The organism is Halobacillus campisalis (assembly GCF_030345335.1).
GTDB lineage: Bacteria > Bacillota > Bacilli > Bacillales > Halobacillaceae > Halobacillus_A > Halobacillus_A campisalis.
The window spans coordinates 199,812-218,569 of the sequence record NZ_JAPVRC010000004.1 but is presented as its reverse complement, the minus strand read 5'-3'; the positions used below and the strand labels follow the sequence as shown (position 1 = coordinate 218,569).

General features: G+C 40.5%; 17 protein-coding genes and 1 other RNA gene. 6 read left to right on the top strand and 12 right to left on the bottom strand.

The annotated features are described in order from the left end of the window. Positions 1–53 precede the first annotated feature (53 nt). The 3 genes from O2Q26_RS10835 to ilvD form a co-directional block, all read right to left on the bottom strand. On the bottom strand, positions 54–179 hold the full coding sequence (locus O2Q26_RS10835; protein ID WP_289215919.1) for a hypothetical protein: 126 nt from the start codon (positions 177–179) through the stop codon (positions 54–56). A 263-nt stretch (positions 180–442) separates the two neighbouring features. Next, entirely contained in the window at positions 443–1,375 is a 933-nt protein-coding gene (locus tag O2Q26_RS10830; protein WP_289215918.1) for an aldo/keto reductase, read from the bottom strand. 1,166 nt (positions 1,376–2,541) lie between these two features. Continuing rightward, entirely contained in the window at positions 2,542–4,242 is a 1,701-nt protein-coding gene (ilvD, locus tag O2Q26_RS10825) for a dihydroxy-acid dehydratase (RefSeq protein ID WP_289215917.1), read from the bottom strand. Positions 4,243–4,529: 287 nt separating this feature from the next. Between ilvD and murB the strand changes: the two genes are divergently transcribed. After that, positions 4,530–5,453 carry a UDP-N-acetylmuramate dehydrogenase gene (gene murB / locus O2Q26_RS10820; RefSeq protein WP_289215916.1) on the top strand — a complete coding sequence of 308 codons (924 nt, stop codon included), beginning with the start codon at positions 4,530–4,532 and terminating at the stop codon, positions 5,451–5,453. Between the two features lie 112 nt (positions 5,454–5,565). Further along, positions 5,566–5,841: a hypothetical protein gene (locus O2Q26_RS10815; RefSeq protein WP_289215915.1), complete on the top strand. Its 276-nt coding sequence runs from the start codon at positions 5,566–5,568 to the stop codon at positions 5,839–5,841. A 50-nt stretch (positions 5,842–5,891) separates the two neighbouring features. Here O2Q26_RS10815 and glpK read toward each other — a convergent pair whose 3' ends face one another. The 6 genes from glpK to smpB all read right to left on the bottom strand — a co-directional run bounded on the left by glpK (position 5,892) and on the right by smpB (position 12,359). Then, positions 5,892–7,385 carry a glycerol kinase GlpK gene (glpK, locus tag O2Q26_RS10810; protein WP_289215914.1) on the bottom strand — a complete coding sequence of 498 codons (1,494 nt, stop codon included), beginning with the start codon at positions 7,383–7,385 and terminating at the stop codon, positions 5,892–5,894. A 26-nt stretch (positions 7,386–7,411) separates the two neighbouring features. Further along, positions 7,412–8,242 carry an MIP/aquaporin family protein gene (locus tag O2Q26_RS10805; protein ID WP_289215913.1) on the bottom strand — a complete coding sequence of 277 codons (831 nt, stop codon included), beginning with the start codon at positions 8,240–8,242 and terminating at the stop codon, positions 7,412–7,414. Between the two features lie 206 nt (positions 8,243–8,448). Then, the gene (locus tag O2Q26_RS10800) at positions 8,449–8,748 is read right to left on the bottom strand and encodes a hypothetical protein (protein WP_289215912.1); all 300 of its coding nucleotides are present in this window, start codon (positions 8,746–8,748) and stop codon (positions 8,449–8,451) included. Positions 8,749–9,125: 377 nt separating this feature from the next. Then, the gene (locus O2Q26_RS10795) at positions 9,126–11,123 is read right to left on the bottom strand and encodes an acyltransferase family protein (protein WP_289215911.1); all 1,998 of its coding nucleotides are present in this window, start codon (positions 11,121–11,123) and stop codon (positions 9,126–9,128) included. Positions 11,124–11,437: 314 nt separating this feature from the next. Further along, positions 11,438–11,800: a transfer-messenger RNA gene (gene ssrA / locus O2Q26_RS10790) on the bottom strand. A gap of 94 nt (positions 11,801–11,894) precedes the next feature. Further along, positions 11,895–12,359, bottom strand: coding sequence for an SsrA-binding protein SmpB (gene smpB / locus O2Q26_RS10785; RefSeq protein ID WP_289215910.1), 465 nt, complete (start codon positions 12,357–12,359; stop codon positions 11,895–11,897). A gap of 143 nt (positions 12,360–12,502) precedes the next feature. Here smpB and O2Q26_RS10780 point away from each other — a divergent pair, with 143 nt between their 5' ends. Further along, positions 12,503–12,685, top strand: a complete 183-nt coding sequence (locus O2Q26_RS10780; protein ID WP_289215909.1) for a hypothetical protein — start codon at positions 12,503–12,505, stop codon at positions 12,683–12,685. Further along, positions 12,639–13,364: a GNAT family N-acetyltransferase gene (locus O2Q26_RS10775; protein WP_289215908.1), complete on the top strand. Its 726-nt coding sequence runs from the start codon at positions 12,639–12,641 to the stop codon at positions 13,362–13,364. The genes O2Q26_RS10780 and O2Q26_RS10775 overlap by 47 nt, the downstream gene beginning before the upstream one ends. A 37-nt stretch (positions 13,365–13,401) precedes the next feature. On the opposite strand, the gene rnr is transcribed toward O2Q26_RS10775, so the two are convergent. The 3 genes from rnr to secG all read right to left on the bottom strand — a co-directional run bounded on the left by rnr (position 13,402) and on the right by secG (position 16,863). Next, positions 13,402–15,687 (bottom strand): ribonuclease R, encoded by a 2,286-nt coding sequence (gene rnr / locus O2Q26_RS10770; protein WP_289215907.1) that lies wholly within the window; start codon positions 15,685–15,687, stop codon positions 13,402–13,404. A gap of 39 nt (positions 15,688–15,726) precedes the next feature. Continuing rightward, positions 15,727–16,473 (bottom strand): alpha/beta hydrolase, encoded by a 747-nt coding sequence (locus O2Q26_RS10765; RefSeq protein WP_289215906.1) that lies wholly within the window; start codon positions 16,471–16,473, stop codon positions 15,727–15,729. Between the two features lie 156 nt (positions 16,474–16,629). Then, positions 16,630–16,863, bottom strand: coding sequence for a preprotein translocase subunit SecG (secG, locus tag O2Q26_RS10760; protein ID WP_253935332.1), 234 nt, complete (start codon positions 16,861–16,863; stop codon positions 16,630–16,632). Positions 16,864–17,082: 219 nt separating this feature from the next. Between secG and O2Q26_RS10755 the strand changes: the two genes are divergently transcribed. Together O2Q26_RS10755 and pfkB are read left to right on the top strand one after the other, a co-directional pair. Continuing rightward, positions 17,083–17,832, top strand: coding sequence for a DeoR/GlpR family DNA-binding transcription regulator (locus O2Q26_RS10755; RefSeq protein ID WP_289216029.1), 750 nt, complete (start codon positions 17,083–17,085; stop codon positions 17,830–17,832). Further along, the gene (gene pfkB / locus O2Q26_RS10750; RefSeq protein ID WP_289215905.1) at positions 17,829–18,743 is read left to right on the top strand and encodes a 1-phosphofructokinase; all 915 of its coding nucleotides are present in this window, start codon (positions 17,829–17,831) and stop codon (positions 18,741–18,743) included. The genes O2Q26_RS10755 and pfkB overlap by 4 nt, the downstream gene beginning before the upstream one ends. Positions 18,744–18,758 lie beyond the last annotated feature (15 nt).

Here is an 18,758-nt window from a genome sequence, read left to right as displayed (position 1 = left end):
GTTATATATTAATAACTATTTTATCTTTATGTTATATAACAGATATTACATAACTATTCTTCTGTCTTTGAAAGACAACGATTACATTCCATCATATATGTGTAGTTTCCGCCTTCTACTTCAGTTCCACACTGGGGACAAGGTACTCCTGCGTTTCTTCTTGTTTGGTTTGTTTTCATTTTCTATTCCTCCTATTTTTGTATAACAGTTTTAATATTTACTATCTGTTATAAAACAGTGTACGATTGATGATCTGAAATTGCAACCCTAAATTTTAATTTTTTTGACAATTAATTCAAGAGTGCACTGATAGCGCGGTTTACAGCAGTGAATTTTTTAAAAATTATATAGGCACGTGAAAATCGAGCCCGCTCCCATTCAATAAAAGAAAGACTCCATAATAAAAAGCCCGCCTGTAACAGAGGCGGGCCATCTATATATATTACTTAAAAATTTCATCAATTTTTTTGATTTCATCATTCGTCAATTCGACTTCTAAAGTACGCAGGTTATCTACGACTTGTTCTTTTCGTTTCGCTCCCGGAATGACAGCGTCCACCGACTCTCGGGTCAAGTACCACGCCAGCACGACATGAGCTGTTTCCACTCCTTTGGAATCTGCGATTTCCCGTACCCGTTCGACTTTTTCTAAGTTACGTTTGAATCGGTCTCTTTGGAATTCTGGTTTTTTTGCACGGATATCATCAAAGGTTGTATTTTTATTATATTTTCCTGCAAGTAATCCAGAAGCCAATGGAAAATAGGGTACAAAGGATATTTGATTGCCAGCTGTATAAGGCAGCATTTCCTTTTCTGCTTCCCGATTTAATAAATTGTATTCTGATTGTATAACATCGACATGACCATCTTTATTCGCTTCTTTCAATTGCTCCAAAGAAAAGTTGGAGACACCGATAGAACGAATTTTCCCTGCATCTTTTAAATCTTTCAATGCTCCCACTGCTTCATCTTTCGGAGTCTCTTCATCAGGAAAGTGAATGTAAAATAAATCAATATAGTCCGTTCCGAGGCGACGCAAACTTTGATCCACCGACTCCTTCAGGAAGTCTGGAGAATTGTTGAACACGACATCATCACCCTTGAATTGATGAGCTCCTTTTGTAGCAAGGATAATCTCATGTCGGCGTCCATATTCCTTCATTACTTGACCTACAAGTTCTTCAGAACGCTCCGGACCATAAATGAAAGCCGTATCAAGAAAGGTCATTCCATTCTCAAGTGCAGTTCTTACTACGCTTTTTCCCGCTTCTTCATCTAGATTCGGATAAATATTATGACCACCGACCGCATTCGTTCCTAGTCCAATCGGATTTACTTCAATATTTGATTGTCCAAGAGTTGTCCGTTTCATCATGAATCCATCCCTTTCTTAAGTGTAAGTCACACGGTACTTTACCACAATATGGATATCTGAAACTACCCGGTAAATACAAGACTTAAATCTATTAAAAATAAAGATTATTACACAATATGGCAGAATACTTTAATACTCAGATTCGAGATAACCTGGGTTCGTTGCCGTATTGAGATTTAGGTGTGGTTGGGAAGCTACTCGCTTTCCTGTGGGGGGAAGTGGCGAGCTTCCTCGGGCTTTTCAGCCCTGTGGGATCTCGCCTACATCCTTTTCCCACGGGAGTCTCGCAGCTTCCCAACCACACCAATCGATATGAGATGAACGAACCCCCTTATACAGTTCTTTGAATTATCTTTATCTCCGCCAACACATTCCTAAAATCCCTAACTTAAAACGGGACTGATCTAAGAAATGAGAAGCAGAAACTCCCTTTTACCAACGTTTGCAGAATAATTCAACCGGTTGTTTTTAAAAAAACTAACTATCCAATAGGCTTTTCATTTACATGAAAGTAAGCTAGAAATGAACCCGTTTTGCAAGAAGGAGCGTCTTCTTTATCCCTGTCCAGTGAGAATATTGTGCTCCACATCAAAGTGTTCAACATGGACCGCATGTTTATAACAATCAGCATACTAACATCCTTGTTTGTTTTTTGATGAAGCGATTGTTTATGGGAATAAACCGCTCAATATCAAGCTTTTATCATAACTGTAGCGCAGCAGCATCTGTCATACTGAAATCGGCGTTTCCGTACCCCTTAATCATCGCAAAGAGCTCCGGGAAATCGCGAGACTCCTGTGGGAAGAGAGTGCTTGGTGAGACCCCGGAGAGCGAAGCTCGAGGAGGCTCACTGCGCTCCCACGGAAAGGGAGTGATTTCCCGGAGCTCTTCCCTCTGTTAAACATAGCGGAAACAACAGTCCAAGCATCTCGAAACTGAGTCTTCCACTAAAGGGAGCTTATATGATAATCAACATTGAAATTTAATAAAGGAAAAAACGAATAGACGACGCTTAAACGTTCCTCCACCTAAAAGCGAGTATTTTTCTATCTTCACGAAAATGTTTGAATTAAAGTTTTCCTCGTAAGTGATTCGCTTAAAAACCCTCAAGGAAATTTATTTTTCAAATAAAAAAGGGGGCCTCCTTATGAGGTCCCCTTGTAAGTTTATTCTTCAAGATCCGTAACTGCACCTTTAGCAGAAGAAGAGACGAGACGTGTATACTTCGCAAGCATACCTCTCTTATGTCTTGGTTCAGGTTGAACCCATTCTTTTCGCCGCTTATTAAGCTCATCGTCAGTAACATCGAAATTGATTTGCTGTGTTTCACTATCTATAGTAATAGTATCTCCTTCTTGCAGCAATCCTACTGGTCCGCCGACAAAGGCTTCTGGAGCTACGTGTCCAATGACAAACCCGTGCGATCCTCCTGAGAATCGGCCATCAGTCAATAAAGCCACTTTACCACCCAGTCCTTTTCCTACAATCATCGCTGTAATGGAAAGCATTTCAGGCATCCCTGGTCCACCTTTAGGGCCGACATTACGAATAACGACGACATCGCCTTCTTTCACTTTGTTGTCCACAATAGCAGTGGTAGCTTCCGCTTCGCTGTCGAATACGCGTGCCGGGCCTTCAAAGCGGCTTGCTTTTTGACCGGACATTTTCGCTACAGCGCCTTCAGGAGCAAGGTTCCCGCGCAAGAGAACAAGTGGGCCATTCGGTTTGATTGGCTCATCAAAAGGTACGATGACCTTCTGTCCTTCTTTTAAAGGTTCCGCTTCCGCCAAGTTTTCAGCTATTGTTTTCCCAGTTACGGTCAAGCAGTCTCCGTGAAGAAGTCCTTGTTCGTGTAGCAGCTTCATGACAGCCGGAACTCCACCGCTCTCGTATAAATCCTGCATGACATATTTACCGCTCGGCTTCATATCTGCGATGTGAGGAACATTTAGACGCACTCGCTCAAAATCGTCAAGCGATAGATCTACACCTGCAGAATGAGCCATTGCTGTTAAATGTAAAAATGCATTCGTGGACCCGCCTAAAGCCATGACTACAGTTATAGCATTTTCAAAAGCTTCCTTTGTCATGATATCGCTTGGATAAATCTCTTTCTCAAGTAAATTAATGACCATTTCACCAGCTTGTTCACACTCTTTTTCTTTGTAGTCGTTAACAGCTGGAGTGGAAGAAGATCCAGGAATACTCATTCCCAATGCTTCAACAGCTGAAGCCATGGTATTCGCTGTATACATTCCTCCGCATGCTCCAGCTCCAGGACACGCATGACACTCTACGTTGTGTAATTCTTCCTCATTTATATTCCCTTCATGATATTGCCCGACAGCTTCGAAGGAAGATACAATATCAATATCTTTCCCATTCAATTTTCCAGGTTGTATCGTGCCGCCATATACATAAACGGAAGGAACATTCATCCGACTGATGGCCATTAAGCAACCCGGAGTCGTTTTATCACACCCTCCAATTGCTACGACGCCATCCAGGCGTTCTGCATTGGAGACCGTTTCAATCGAATCAGCGATAATTTCACGGCTCGGTAAGGAATAATGCATTCCTTCATGCCCCATCGCAATTCCGTCAGAAACGGTTATCGTATTAAAAATCATTGGAGCACCGCCATTATTGGCGGCACCTGATTTTGCATGCCTGGCCAAATCATCTATATGTACGTTACATGGGGTTACCTCACTCCATGTGCTCGCAATCCCGATCATTGGTTTCTTGAAATCTTCATCCTTAAATCCTACAGCTCGCAGCATCGAACGGTTAGGGACTCGGTTAACACCTTCACTGATGACTTTACTTCTGATTCTCAAGTCTTTTTTTTCGTCCACTATTCTCATCCTTCCTTATATGAAATGCATGGTTTAATTTGAATAAAAACATCCACTTACAATGATGATACAGATTTACGACAGGGTTCGCAATCAATTTTCTGAATATAAGGAACTTTCTTGTTGATATAGCGCTTTCAAAATAAGTGTAACTTTTTTCAAAAAATCCATATAATATAATAAATTGCATATACTTGCTGTTTTATATACTTAAAATTTGTTAAAATGCTTTGATTCCTCAGCTTTTTGTTATACACTTCAATAATGAAGATAACTATTTTATAGGAATGGTGTGCATGAATAACAAACAAAAAATTCACGATAAGTTATTAGAATTAGTGAAAAAAGATAATGTAAAAGTAGATGAATTGCTGAAAAATCACTTATATACGAAGCTTGGAGGCAGAGCGGATTTTTTCATAACACCTACTAGTTTTGAAGAGATTCAAAAAGTCGTGAAATTTTCAAATGAAGAAAATATTCCGTTTATGCTGCTAGGAAATGGTTCGAACTTGATCATTAAAGACGGAGGAATCCGTGGAATCATTATAAGCTTGAAACAGCTGAACGACATCTCAACAGACGGCACAACTGTAGTTGCTCAAAGCGGTGCAAGAATCATTGACGCTTCTCGTCATGCCTTAAATGAAAAATTATCGGGCCTGGAATTTGCCTGCGGCATCCCTGGGACTGTCGGAGGAGCTTTATACATGAATGCCGGTGCTTACGGTGGAGAGATCAAAGACGTGCTTGACTACGCATATGTGATTGATAAACATGGTGAATTAGTCAAACGCCTCGCTTCCGACCTGGAACTCGACTATCGAACGAGTAATATCGAAAAAAATAAAGACATCGTCATTGAAGCCACATTCAGCTTGAAGCCTGCTAAGTATGAGGACATTAAAGAGGTAATGGATGACCTGACTTATAAAAGAGAATCAAAACAACCTTTAGAATATCCATCATGCGGAAGTGTTTTTAAAAGGCCCCCAGGTTATTTTGCTGGAAAACTTATTCAGGATAGCCAGTTACAAGGTACAACGATCGGCGGAGCAGAAGTATCTACTAAGCATGCTGGTTTCATTGTGAATAAAAATAACGCAACGACATCCGACTATATTTCCTTGATTGAACACGTCCAAAAGACGGTCAAAGAAAAATTCGGAGTTGATTTGGAGAGAGAAGTACGCATTATCGGCGAAGACCTTTCTTCATAATTAAAATACCCATTCCTTTGCAAGGGAGTGGGTATTTTTATGTCCAATGTCAGTCACCCACCCTTTCTTTTATCCATCCTGCTCATAGTATAAATAAAAGGGGGGATTTTGAATGACTGCTTACGATAATCACAAAAAAATATATGAACTGGAAGCGGAAGTTACACGATTAAAAGAACAGCTTCAGCAAAACTCTAATAGTGTTGGAGGAAGCAATTATTCCAAAGAAGAAGATAGTAATACCGACCATTTACTTTTCTTGATCGTATTTTTGGTGTTATATAACCTGGACTCCAACACCGTTTTTAGTCTTCTCAACAATAATAATGACTTACTAGAGGAAGCTTCAAAACTATTTGACACTCTAATAGACACTGACACTATCTAATTGCCCGTTTCAAAAAGAGCAGCCGATACCATCGACTGCTCTTTCGTCTATTATTTAAATTCCCTTGTAGCAGCTACTGCTTTCTTCCATCCACCATATAACTTTTCTTGTTCTGACTCTTCCATATCATTTTCAAACGTTTTTTCAACATGCCATTGCTTTGCTATTTCCTCTTTGTCTTTCCAATACCCCACGGCCAGTCCAGCTAAATAAGCTGCACCTAGAGCTGTTGTTTCTTGAATGACCGGGCGTTCCACTGGTACTCCAAGAATGTCACTTTGGAACTGCATCAAGAAATTATTCTTTACTGCCCCGCCATCGACTCTCAGTGTCTTTAAGTCGATTTCAGAGTCTGCGATCATTGCATCCAATACGTCCTTAGTCTGATATGCCAATGATTCGAGCGTAGCACGGACGACATGATCCTTCGATGTCCCTCGCGTTAAACCGAACATAGCTCCTCTAGCATCACTATCCCAATACGGAGTCCCTAGTCCGACGAAAGCCGGAACTAAATATACACCATCCGTAGATTTAACGTTAAGCGCATGCTTTTCACTTGCTGGAGCGCTTTCAATTAAATTCAATCCATCACGAAGCCATTGAATAGCAGAACCAGCAACAAATATACTTCCTTCAAGGGCATATTCAACCTTACCATCAACACCCCAGGCCAAGGTGGTCAACAATCCTCGTTCAGACTTCACACCTTCTTTCCCTGTATTCATTAACATGAAGCACCCAGTACCGTACGTATTTTTAGCCATTCCTTTTTCAAAGCATGCCTGTCCAAACAAAGCAGCCTGCTGGTCACCTGCAATACCGGCAATCGGTACTTCATGTCCGTAGAAATGATAGTCTACGGTATTCGCATACACTTCAGAAGACTGCTTCACTTCAGGGAGCATGCTTTTAGGTACAGTTAAAATATCCAATAACTCCTCATCCCACTTCAAATCATATATATTAAACATGAGAGTACGAGAAGCATTTGAGTAATCCGTAATGTGCGTTTTACCTCCGGATAACTTATAGACGATCCACGTATCCATCGTACCGAACAAAAGCTCACCTTTGTCTGCTTTTTCACGTGCTCCTTCAACGTTATCTAGAATCCATTTCACTTTCGTGCCAGAGAAATATGGGTCAAGCAGCAATCCGGTTTTTTCGTTGAAAAGATCATTATGTCCTTGAGAGCGGAGCTCCTTACAAATATCTTCAGTTTGGCGTGACTGCCATACGATTGCTTTATATATCGGTTTGCCTGTATTTTTGTCCCAAACAACTGCTGTTTCTCTTTGGTTGGTTATTCCTATACCAGCTATTTGTTCAGGATCGACATCTGACTTTCGCAGTACATCGGCAATACAAGCAAGAACAGACGTCCAAATCTCATTGGCATCATGCTCTACCCAGCCCGGTTTCGGGAAAAATTGCTCAAACTCCTTTTGACCGGTTTCTACGATTTCTCCTGCTTCATTAAATAGAATGGCTCTTGAACTTGTTGTCCCCTGATCGATAGATAAAATGAATTTTTCACTCATAAAATTTCTCCTCCATTATTATATAATTAGACTACTTTTTCTTCGATTTGATCGGCTGGTGTATGCTCTTTTTTAAGCTCTGACGAAGCGGCTCCTAGTAGAATACCAGCAACGATAATACTCATTATCCAAAACAGTGCACTAAAGTTTCCTAGGAACAGGGCATTGTAAAATACAGCGCCATAAATTCCTCCGAGAATCGGTCCTACAATCGGAATCCAGGCATATCCCCAGTCGGATCCGCCTTTACCTGGAATAGGAAGAAGGGCGTGTGCAATTCTTGGCCCCAAATCTCGCGCAGGGTTAATCGCATAACCAGTAGCGCCGCCTAAGGACATCCCAATCGCTATAATCAATGCACCTACAATAAGCGGGTTCAAACCATCAGTAAATTCATTGGCACCAATAAATAGTAAACCCATTAATAAAACAAACGTTCCGACCATTTCACTGACTAAGTTTGAAAAAGGACTTCTTACTGCAGGGTCGGTTGAAAACACTGCTAATTTCGCTCCTTGATCTTTTGTTTTCTTCCAATGTGGTAAGTAGTTGAAAAATACGATAGCTCCTCCAATGAAAGCCCCAATCATTTGGGCGGTAATATACAGAGGGACTTTTGCCCATTCAAATTCGCCGATAGCTGCAAATCCTAAGGTCACTGCCGGGTTGATATGCGCACCAGAAAAATTACCTACTGCATATACCCCCATCGCAACTGCTAGTCCCCATCCGATCGTGATGACGACCCAGCCGGCCCCTTCAGCTTTAGAATCCTTTAGTACGACTCCTCCGACGACTCCTCCCCCGAAAATAATGAGAATCATCGTCCCAATCAATTCTGCAGCAAATTCCGACATGTTTTTTTCTCCTCCTTTTTCCCAGTCAACTATGTTAGTACAAAAAAGACCCACACTAAATTAAAGTACTCCGCGCATATGCAGTACTAAATCTCGTGTGAGTCTCCGTATCTCCGTCACATAGTTAACTTGTTGTAATCAATTTAACTCATTTTGAAAACGCTGTCAATAGTAAGTAGATTATAAGGAATCATGGAATGTTCTAATCAAGAATTTTTTAGTAATTTTGTAAGCTTTGTATATTGAGCTCGAATTTCACTCATTTGATTTTTCAATTCTTGGACTTGCTTATTAAATTTGTAAACTTCATGTATAAGATTGTCTGAACTTTCAGCATTTTGAAGATTATGTTTCTTATCAATAATTTCACTACCTTTAATGAGTGAGTCTGTTTCAATGCTCTTCTCTTCTGCAATGACTGGAAAGCTATCTGTATTTTCTAACCCCTCAATTAAATTGGATGCAAACTCTACTATTCTATCCAGTTGGACTTTGTCGTTCGTCATTTTATTTACTCCTTTATTTTTAAAAAAAGTCCTAAATAAGCTCTATATCAGCAATAACATATTCCGGACTCTTTACAAGGTATAGTTATAACCCCTTATTCTTTTAATAGAGGAAGATGACTATAAAAAATAATAGAAAGTCACACAAAAAGTTAGTTTTCTTATCATATAAAAAAGCATGAACAAGTCGAACTTAGAAAATTATCGACTGATTCATGCCTTTTAATTATATTTTTTTCAGTTGTGTTAAACCCAGGTGTAGATTTTTAATAGATAGTTTCTTATTGATATGGGAGGATTGGCACCTTGTTCATTTGATTGATTGAAACGATACTTAGCTCTGGCTGTTATTTCTTTACTCTTACATTTGTCACATATTATTCTCCTAAACTTTCCAGTGCTTCAGCAAGTGGCTCTCTTAATGGTTCAGCCAAAGTTTTAGAATATAAATTAGTAAGATGATGCTGATCACGATAAACGAGAACATTTCCAATGACAGAATGACAAGTTTCATCGTCACAAAAATACTCTGATAAATCAGCGAACGTCACATTATCCGGTATGCCCTCTGTATTTTCCCAAGGCGTCACTTCAGAAAGTCCTTCCTCTCGAGGTATGGAACATTCTTCTTCTGATTTTGTTTCAATACATGCAGGTATCTTCTCTTTCATCCTCGGATTATCACGGATTGCAAATACTTCCGTTACCCCTTCTAACTTTTCCCACTGTTCGATGTACCCTTGTGGCACCTTATTTCCACGGTTCACCGTCGCTGTGCCGAATACTAAATCCGGCGGATCTTCTCTTAGTGGTTCTATCACTTTCTCATTCCACTCCATACATGATTCGTTCATAGCTCCGCCAAAATCATCAGTAGTGAACCGACAACCATCTTTATTATATACATCGATCTGGAAGTCCATTTCTTCAGATAGTTCATCCAAAGCTGGGAACCAGTGACCCGTATGGGATCCTCCTACCAGAGCAATGGTATGTTCAGGGTTCTCCGTTTCACCGAAAGAACAATAGCTCACCTCTGCCCCTTCTATACTTGTAAAGCATCCATCTTCCGTATAAAAATCAGGAAGATTACTTTCTGCATCGTTCGTATTAGAAATTGGCTCGACATCAGAAGGAGGTTCTATACCTTCATGGATAGCAAGGGCGCCAGGATATTCTTCCTCACTATATTCCCCACTGAGTTCATCCTGCACTTGTTCAGAATAAGCCCCCCATGAAAAGTAGACTACGAGAACAGGAAGCATTAAAGAGAACAATATTGCCGAAAGCTTAAGCTTCGACTGTTTAATGTTAATTTTGCGGACTGGTGTTTCAAGTATTCTGACTGACAGAATAGATAGAATCAGTGTTAATAGCAAAATTGCCATACCCGCTTGTATCGAGGCCTTATCGGTGCCGAAATAAGCATAATAGAAGATAAGCAGCGGCCAATGCCATAAATAAAAACCGTACGAAATACTGCCGAAATAAAGAAATGGCTTTGAACCTAATAACCTCTCTACTCCTAAGCGGCTTCCTTTCTCAGCTGAAATGATCACTAGAATAACCCCAGTCGTTGGCAGCAGGGCCGCATAGCCTGGAAAAACACTGGAAACGGGCAAAATAATTCCAGTCAAGCAGACGATCGCAAGGCCGAGCCAGCCTATGACTATACTTATGGTTTTATTAATATTAACGTAAGGGATCAATAATGCTAGAATTCCGCCAAGACTGAATTCCCAAACTCGGGCGAAAGTGTCAAAATATGCCCACGGCTGGTTAGCAGAAGTAATGTAGATAGAATAAATAATAGAAATAGTAAAAATGACGATTAGAACACCTAAGAGAGTTTTCCTGACAGGTGTTTTCAATATTTTTCTTGCCAGGTAGTACGCCAAGAATATAATAATCGGCCAAGTCACATAAAATTGTCCCTGGATCGAAAGTGCCCAAAAATGTTGAAACGGACTGGCATCATTATTTTGAGCCAAGTAATCGACCGCACTAGTAGCTAACTGCCAGTTCTGGAAGTAGAAAGCCGAAGCGAACGTTTCGGCTATAATTTGTTCCCATTGAGATTGAGGCATAATAAGAATAGACAGCAGTGCCGTAACCAGGATTACGATGAATGCTATCGGAAAAAGTCTTCTAGCCAATCCTAAGAGATATTCCAAAATGTTAATTTTACCCTCTCTTACCATTCGCGATAATAAAGAGGTAGTAATTAAGTAGCCCGATACAATAAAAAAGACATCTACCCCGCCGGATACGGAGCCTAACCAAATATGATATATTGCTACTAATAATGCCGCAACAGCTCTTATACCTTCTATTTCAGGGCGAAACCTTTTCTCTGGTGCTGTTAAATCACTCATATTCACATCTCCATTGCAATAAATTCATTTAAATAGCCGATTTTACGACGATTTCATATGTTAAGGTATTCTGAAATACTAGTTTAATATTCTCAAATCAATTTGTACAAACCCTATATTATCTTAAGATTATAGGAAAAGCTAAAATAAAATAACTGCACACTGTATAAGGTTCGTAATACTTCTTCTTTTTTTATGGCAGCTCGATACTTTTAGAAATAGATTCTGTTAAAGATTAGTATTAGCTACTAGGTTGTGATCAACTGGTGCTGGAAACATTTAAAATTAGACATAAAAAAACCACCAATATGTATTGGTGGAGACGGTGGGAGTCGAACCCACGTCCGGAGATATCGGCACTCGGGCTTCTACAAGCTTAGTTGATATATTATATTTCGCTTACTCTTCAGCCTATCAACAGGCTTCCGAGCAGCTAACCTGATTAGTCTCTTCGTCCTTCCTCAGGTGGTGGAAGAACGCGTAGCTCGCTTCAGTTTGAGACCCTTCGATCTGGCACACGAGCGATGCCAGGAAGGATCAGCTATAGACTACTTACGCAGCTACAGCTAGGTTATCGTTAGATTCGCCAGTTATTTTAGGCAAATGACGTTGTACGAGTCGTCGCCTCGACCTGCAACCCGAGCTCAAACTATCCCCGTCGAATCCGTAACGTCCCCGTTAGGATTAAATAGATAGCATCAAACTCATTCGAATCATCACTTTCGCGACATCAATTATTATACCATAGCCACTTAAAAAATCAAGTCGGAACTATTTAAGGCTTTCTTTAATGGCACGGTCGATTTCACGATTGACTTGTTTGCGTTTCAAGTCTTCCCGCTTATCGTATTTCTTCTTCCCTCGGCCTAATCCGATTAATACTTTAGCGACACCGTTCTTGATATACATTTTCAGAGGGACTAGTGCATAACCTTTTTGCTGGGTAGCTCCAATCAGTTGGTTGATTTGTTTACGATGAAGCAGCAATTTGCGGCTTCTAGTTGGTTCATGATTGTAAATGTTACCCTGCTCGTAATGGGAGATATGCATATTGTGAATATAAACTTCTCCGTCTTTTATTCTGGCAAAACTCTCTTTCAAGTTAACTCTTCCGGCACGAATCGCTTTAATTTCCGTTCCTTGCAGAACGATGCCTGCTTCGAACGTTTCTTCTATAAAATAATCGTGACCAGCTTTTTTATTTTGTGCTATTGTTTTCCCATGACCTCTTGGCATAACTTCTTCCTCCTAATAACCATCCACTTAATTGTATCAAAAATGATCGGGCAATCCAATTTTGAAAGAAGCAATGTGATGGACTTTTTTACAATTAATGTGAGAATATATGTTTGCATAGTATAAGTAAAGGAGCTTGATCCATGGAACAATTAGTCCAGGTCCGAAAATTGACTCTTAATGATTTACCTGCTTTAACCCAGATGGATACGGGGATTGAAGATGATTATGTCATTCGTATCTTTGATCGCCTGGTCGCCTCTCCTTCTCAGGAGCTTTATGGCTTATTCCAGGAGGATCAGCTTCTCTCGCTTGCAGGCCTATAGTCTTTTCGGACAAAATCGTTTTGCCATGATCGGCAGACTCCGCAGTGATCGCAGGTACCGTTCGCAAGGTTATGCGACCGAACTGCTCAAACCGGTTATTGACCAGTTAAGAAACAGTCCTGAAGTCAAATGGATTGGAGCAAACACGCACGTCCACAATCATTCAGCGAGGAGACTCCTGGAGAAATCTTCACTTCAAGCTGATACAATATCCTACTACTTAACGCTTAATAAACCTGAAAAGTTGAAAGATCATTTTCCCGGGGAAAGATGGAATGAGGTGTACACCATTTATGAAAAGCGAGACCTTCTACTTTCTTTGAATGAAAATCATTTAGGCTTATTTCCATACGAATGCTATTATTCCTTCCCCTATGATGAAGCATTTTTCACCGATGACTATTTAGATTCATCTAAAGTATACATCAATCATGATAAAACCAGGTTCGTTATAATCAAAAATGACACGAAAAAATATGATTACTCACACGTTAAATATTTCTGGAACGATCATTATACTCAGCCAGGATTCTTTGAAACGATCCTTTACCACTGGGATGAAAACCCGGACAACGTCGGATGCTGGATTGATTTTTCAAAGCAGGCTTATGACAACATCACAGACCTTAGCCCCTATGACGTTCAGGAACCCTGGATTCTTTACGGACTATGGACATAAGCAAACGCGCCGGGATGACCCGTGCGCGTTTTTTCGCTTATTTCTTCTTTTTCTTGCCTTTTTTCGGTACACCTTTATTTCGGTAAAAAGGTTTGTTCCCTTTTTGTTTTTTCTTTTTATCTTTCTTTTTTTCAGGCCCTCTGGCATCAATCTGCTTTGGCCTTGCGGGTCTTTCCTTTTGTTTTCTTGGTTTCATTCCAACAACTTCAAAATCCACGACTCTTTCATCGAGATTCACATTGGCTACACGGATCGTGATTTCGTCGCCAATCCGGTACATATTTCCTGTTCGCTCACCGATCATCGCAAACTGCTTTTCTTGAAAATTGTAATAATCGTCAGTCAGTGTGCTTACGTGAACAAGTCCTTCTACGGTGTTCGGTAATTCAACGAACAGACCGAAACTGGTTACAGAACTGACTACACCATCATATTCTTCCCCAATCTTATCTTGCATAAATTCTGCTTTTTTCAAATCATCCGTTTCACGTTCAGCATCTACAGACGCACGTTCTTTTGCAGATGAATGTTTGGCAATTTCAGGAAGCTGATCCTTCCAATGTTTACGTGTTTTATAATCGAGCTGCTTTTCAACAAGATACGTGCGGATTAACCGGTGGACGATTAAGTCGGGATACCGTCGTATAGGTGACGTAAAGTGTGTATAGAATTCAGTAGATAGCCCAAAGTGACCAAGGCTTTGCGGATCATACTTCGCCTGCTGCATCGAACGAAGCATCAATTTGGAAATGATCATCTCTTCCTGAGAGTCTTTGACAGTCTCCAGTACTTGCTGAAGTGCTTGTGGATGTACATTTTCTGCTGAGCCTTTTACAGAATATCCAAGGTTGGCCACAAATTCAAAGAAGTTTTGCAGCTTGGATTCATCTGGATCCTCGTGAATACGGTGGATGAAAGGAACTTCCATCCAGTGAAAATGTTCAGCCACAGTTTCGTTCGCGGCCAGCATAAATTCCTCAATCAGTCTTTCCGCAACAGAACGCTCCCGAAGTTTCACATCGACTGCTTTTCCTTCATCATCTACAATGACCCCAGCTTCTTTAAAGTCAAAATCTATTGCACCGCGACCGAACCGTTTTTTACGAAGAGTGGCTGCTAAGCTTTCCATTTCTCGGAACATCGGTACAAGCTCTTTGTACTTTTCAATTAATTCCTCATCGTTATGCTCTAAAATAGCATTCACATCAGAGTAGGTCATTCGTTCATTTGTTTTAATGACACTTTGGAAAATTTCATGACCTACCACGACACCACTGGAATCTATCTCCATTTCACAAGACAGAGTCAGTCGGTCGACTTGCGGGTTCAAAGAACAAATTCCATTAGATAAACGGTGCGGAATCATCGGAATGACACGATCAACTAGGTACACACTTGTAGCGCGTTCCCTTGCTTCTTTATCAATCGGAGAATTTTCTCCTACATAATAAGTGACATCCGCGATATGAACTCCTAACTTATAGTTTCCGTTATCGAGCTTTTTCACGGTGACAGCATCATCCAAATCTTTAGCATCCGCTCCATCGATCGTTACGATGGTTTCATCACGTAAGTCTCTGCGGCTCCCAATTTCCTCTTCAGTTATTTGCTCAGGCGTATTCCCTGCCTGTTCCAAAACTTCTTCCGGGAATTCGGTTTTGATTCCATGCTTATGGATAATGGATATGATGTCGATACCAGGGTCATTCTTATGCCCAAGGATTTCTACGATTTCCCCTTCAGCACTCATACGATCTTCAGGAAACTTCGTAATTTCCACAATCACTTTATGTCCATCCACTGCTCCATTTACCTGGGACTTAGGGATGAATATATCGTGAGGGATACGCTTATCATCCGCTACGACAAATCCAAAATTCCGGCTTGATTCATACGTTCCGACTACCCTGTTAGTAGCGCGTTCTAAAATCCTGATAACAGTCCCCTCAGGGCGCTGTCCATTCTCATCCCTTTTCTCAACACGGACGAGCACCTTATCATTGTTCATGGCAGAGCTGAGATCAGAATGATGCAGGTATACATCATCTTTCCCCTCATCATCCGGGATTAGGAATGCAAACCCCTTCGCGTGCATTTGAATCTTCCCACGGATTAAATTCATTTTTTCAGGGAGCCCGAACCTGTTCTTTCTCGTCCGGACTAATTCACCCTCTTCTTCCAATTCGTTCAAGACTTTCACTAATACCTTAAAATCTTCTGAGTCTTTTAATTCTAGAACTTCTTCTAGCTCTTCGACTGAAAGAGGTTTTGAGGCAGCTTCGTTAAAATGCTGCACAATTTTCTGTTTTAAATCTGTATTCATTTATTTACCTCCTCAAGTGATGGACAAGACTCTGACCGATTATGACCAATCCAGTGATTCAAGAAATTCCAAAACATCTTCATGTAGTTGTTCTTTTTCTTTATCCATTGTGATCACATGGCCGGAGTTTTTGTACCATTTAATATCTTTTTGATCAGATTCAATGTTTTCATAAATATAGTTTGCACTTTCTTTGTTTATCATTTCGTCTTTTTCGGCTTGTATGATAAAAGCCGGAGTATAGATTTGATCGACTTCATCATGGACAGAGGTTATAAAGTCTCCTAATTGTGAAAACATATCTTTGGATTCTTCGAGTAATTCGTCCACTTCTTTATCGATCGTTTCCTTATCTTTTCCTTCTAACTGCTTGTATTGCCTGGCTTTAAATGTGAATCCCTGGGTCAATTGTTCCTCATTATCGAAAAACATAGGACTACACATCGTGACAATACCCTTTATCGGTTCAGAATATGCAAGTTTTAGTCCAAGTACTCCCCCTAGAGAAAGTCCGGCTACCGCAATTTTTTTGTAACCTAATTCTCTTAGATGGTTCAAGGATGACATCACATCTTCCCACCATTGTTCTGGAGTAGCGTCTACAAGGGCTTCTAGTTCTCTTCCGTGACCTCTATAAATAGGGGCATGAGAAGTGTATCCGTGTTTTTGCAAAAAGCGTCCAAGCATGCGTACGTCAGCTGAATGACCTGTAAAACCATGTAATAGTAAAACTGCTCTTTCGCCTTCTCCTTCAAATGTGAATGGTTCTGGTTGTTTGATATTCATTCTGATCTCTCTCCTTACTTCATCTATTTCCTTAAATTTAAATTTCATTCGTAATTACAATGTTTCTATTTTACCAAAATCAAATTCACTAAACACAAAATCTGCACAAAAAAGCCGCGCTCGTATAAAAGCGCGGCCTTGTAAGCAGGCATAAGGTTATCCTAAGATGTAGGCTGCCGAGAAAGCAAGTACAAAGAAGAGAACTCCAGTGACAACTGTCGCTCGATGTAAAACCGCATCGATTCCACGAGCCTTTTGCTTACCGAAGAGTTGTTCAGCTCCCCCGGAGATCGCTCCAGATAAACCAGCACTCTTTCCTGATTGCAGTAGCACAAGTACGATTAAAGCAATAGTATCAATAACTAATAAAGTAATTGCAAGTGTTTCCATGATGTGCCAACACCTCCTAAAGACGCACAATAAACTATTATAAATGTAGCATAAAACATTAAAGACAGCAACATGATAATTTGTATGTGGCTTATTATAAAATGTGAATGAATTTGACACATTTATTGATAGTTTTTGAAAGTTAATGAACGTTTTTGATTGATTTCTGAAAGGGCTTACTTTAAAATGAACTTAGAGACATGAAGGGAGGGTCTTAGTCTGTTAACAGCTGAGCGTCACCAGCATATTTTAGAGCTCCTTCAAAAGCATCATACAATTAAATTGAAACAACTTGTCCAGCTTACGCAAGCCTCCGAGTCTACGATTAGGCGAGACCTTGACCAACTGGAACTGTCAGGCAAGCTTCACAGGGTACATGGTGGTGCTTCGCTGCGCCACGCAACTAGTGTAGAGCCGACGATTGATGAAAAATCCACTAAGTTCCATCCAGAGAAAAAGTTGATTGCGGAAGCGGCCGCTTCTTTAGTCAGGGATGGAGAATCTATTTTCATTGATGCCGGAACAACGACATACGAAATGATCTCTTACTTATCCGGTAAAGATATTACAGTCGTAACGAATGGTCTTAACCAATTAGACGCCCTCACTGATTATCATATTAAAACATTTGTACTCGGTGGATACGTCAAGGAGAGAACACGAGCTGTCGTTGGAACAAGTGCTTTGCAAAACCTGAAGCAATATCGTTTTGACCAGTGTTTTATGGGTGCGAATGGAATTAGCCTCGAAGATGGATACACTACTCCTGACCCCGAAGAGGCAGCTATAAAAAGAACGACATTGGCACTGTCACAGAACAGATATGTTCTAGCAGACCAATCAAAATTTAACGAAGTGACTTTTTCTCAAATTGCGAACATTGAAGAAGCCAACATCATTACAGATTATAATGGACCCCTTCTCCATGAATTTCAAGATAAAACGAATATAAAGGTTGTGACTCCATGATTTACACTTGTACACTTAACCCTTCCATCGACTACATCATGCATGTGGATGGATTTCAAGCGGGAGGGCTGACTAGATCTCATAAAACTTTTTATTACCCCGGAGGGAAAGGGATCAACGTTTCCAGAGTAATGGAAAGACTGGGAGTTTCTACTATAGCTCTCGGGTTTATAGGGAATTTCACGGGTCAATTCATTATAAATTCCCTCGAACAAGAAGGGATTAAGCACAACTTTATTGAGACGGGGGACTATACAAGGATCAATGTAAAACTAAAAGGTGAACAGGAATCAGAAATCAACGGGCCCGGCCCAAATGTTTCTGAAGTACAACTTACCCAGCTTCTTGATCAGGTTCGATCATTACATGGAGAGGATTACCTGATTCTTGCCGGCAGCGTCCCTTCATCAATGCCTAAGGACTTTTATAACCAAATAGCTGACATTTGCTTGCAAAAAAACATTCCACTAGTTGCAGACACTTCAGGGGACGCACTTAGGCAGCTATTAGGTAAACAAGTATTTTTTCTAAAGCCGAATGAACATGAACTCGGCGAATTGTTCGATACTACGATTTCTTCAGTGGAAGAAGCCGCTTACTATGCGCGCAAACTTGTTGAGCAAGGTGCAAAACACGTCATCGTCTCCATGGGAGGGAAAGGTGCCGTTTATGTAGACAGTGAACATAAATTTTATGCGAACGTTCCGAAAGGCGAAGTGAAAAACTCTGTTGGCGCCGGCGACTCCGTCGTTTCTGGATTCATCGCAGCACTAAGTCAAGGAAAGTCTGTTGAAGAAGCTTTCAGAGATGGTGTAGCTACAGGAAGTGCCACTGCTTTTCAAGATGACTTATGTCAAAAGGAAGACGTCGATCGCCTAAAAGAAGAGATCAATATTTCACCTATTATCTAAGGAGGGAAAGATACA

What these genes read in the sequence shown, in the direction of transcription:
- ilvD (WP_289215917.1), bottom strand. Translation starts at nt 4,242, where the DNA reads ATGAGAATAGTGGACGAAAAAAAAGACTTGAGAATCAGAAGTAAAGTC.
- murB (WP_289215916.1), top strand. Translation starts at nt 4,530, where the DNA reads ATGAATAACAAACAAAAAATTCACGATAAGTTATTAGAATTAGTGAAA.
- O2Q26_RS10815 (WP_289215915.1), top strand. Translation starts at nt 5,566, where the DNA reads ATGACTGCTTACGATAATCACAAAAAAATATATGAACTGGAAGCGGAA.
- glpK (WP_289215914.1), bottom strand. Translation starts at nt 7,385, where the DNA reads ATGAGTGAAAAATTCATTTTATCTATCGATCAGGGGACAACAAGTTCA.
- O2Q26_RS10795 (WP_289215911.1), bottom strand. Translation starts at nt 11,123, where the DNA reads ATGAGTGATTTAACAGCACCAGAGAAAAGGTTTCGCCCTGAAATAGAA.
- O2Q26_RS10830 (WP_289215918.1), bottom strand. Translation starts at nt 1,375, where the DNA reads ATGATGAAACGGACAACTCTTGGACAATCAAATATTGAAGTAAATCCG.
- smpB (WP_289215910.1), bottom strand. Translation starts at nt 12,359, where the DNA reads ATGCCAAGAGGTCATGGGAAAACAATAGCACAAAATAAAAAAGCTGGT.
- O2Q26_RS10765 (WP_289215906.1), bottom strand. Translation starts at nt 16,473, where the DNA reads ATGAATATCAAACAACCAGAACCATTCACATTTGAAGGAGAAGGCGAA.
- O2Q26_RS10800 (WP_289215912.1), bottom strand. Translation starts at nt 8,748, where the DNA reads ATGACGAACGACAAAGTCCAACTGGATAGAATAGTAGAGTTTGCATCC.
- O2Q26_RS10835 (WP_289215919.1), bottom strand. Translation starts at nt 179, where the DNA reads ATGAAAACAAACCAAACAAGAAGAAACGCAGGAGTACCTTGTCCCCAG.
- O2Q26_RS10805 (WP_289215913.1), bottom strand. Translation starts at nt 8,242, where the DNA reads ATGTCGGAATTTGCTGCAGAATTGATTGGGACGATGATTCTCATTATT.
- O2Q26_RS10780 (WP_289215909.1), top strand. Translation starts at nt 12,503, where the DNA reads ATGGAACAATTAGTCCAGGTCCGAAAATTGACTCTTAATGATTTACCT.
- O2Q26_RS10775 (WP_289215908.1), top strand. Translation starts at nt 12,639, where the DNA reads ATGGCTTATTCCAGGAGGATCAGCTTCTCTCGCTTGCAGGCCTATAGT.
- secG (WP_253935332.1), bottom strand. Translation starts at nt 16,863, where the DNA reads ATGGAAACACTTGCAATTACTTTATTAGTTATTGATACTATTGCTTTA.
- pfkB (WP_289215905.1), top strand. Translation starts at nt 17,829, where the DNA reads ATGATTTACACTTGTACACTTAACCCTTCCATCGACTACATCATGCAT.
- rnr (WP_289215907.1), bottom strand. Translation starts at nt 15,687, where the DNA reads ATGAATACAGATTTAAAACAGAAAATTGTGCAGCATTTTAACGAAGCT.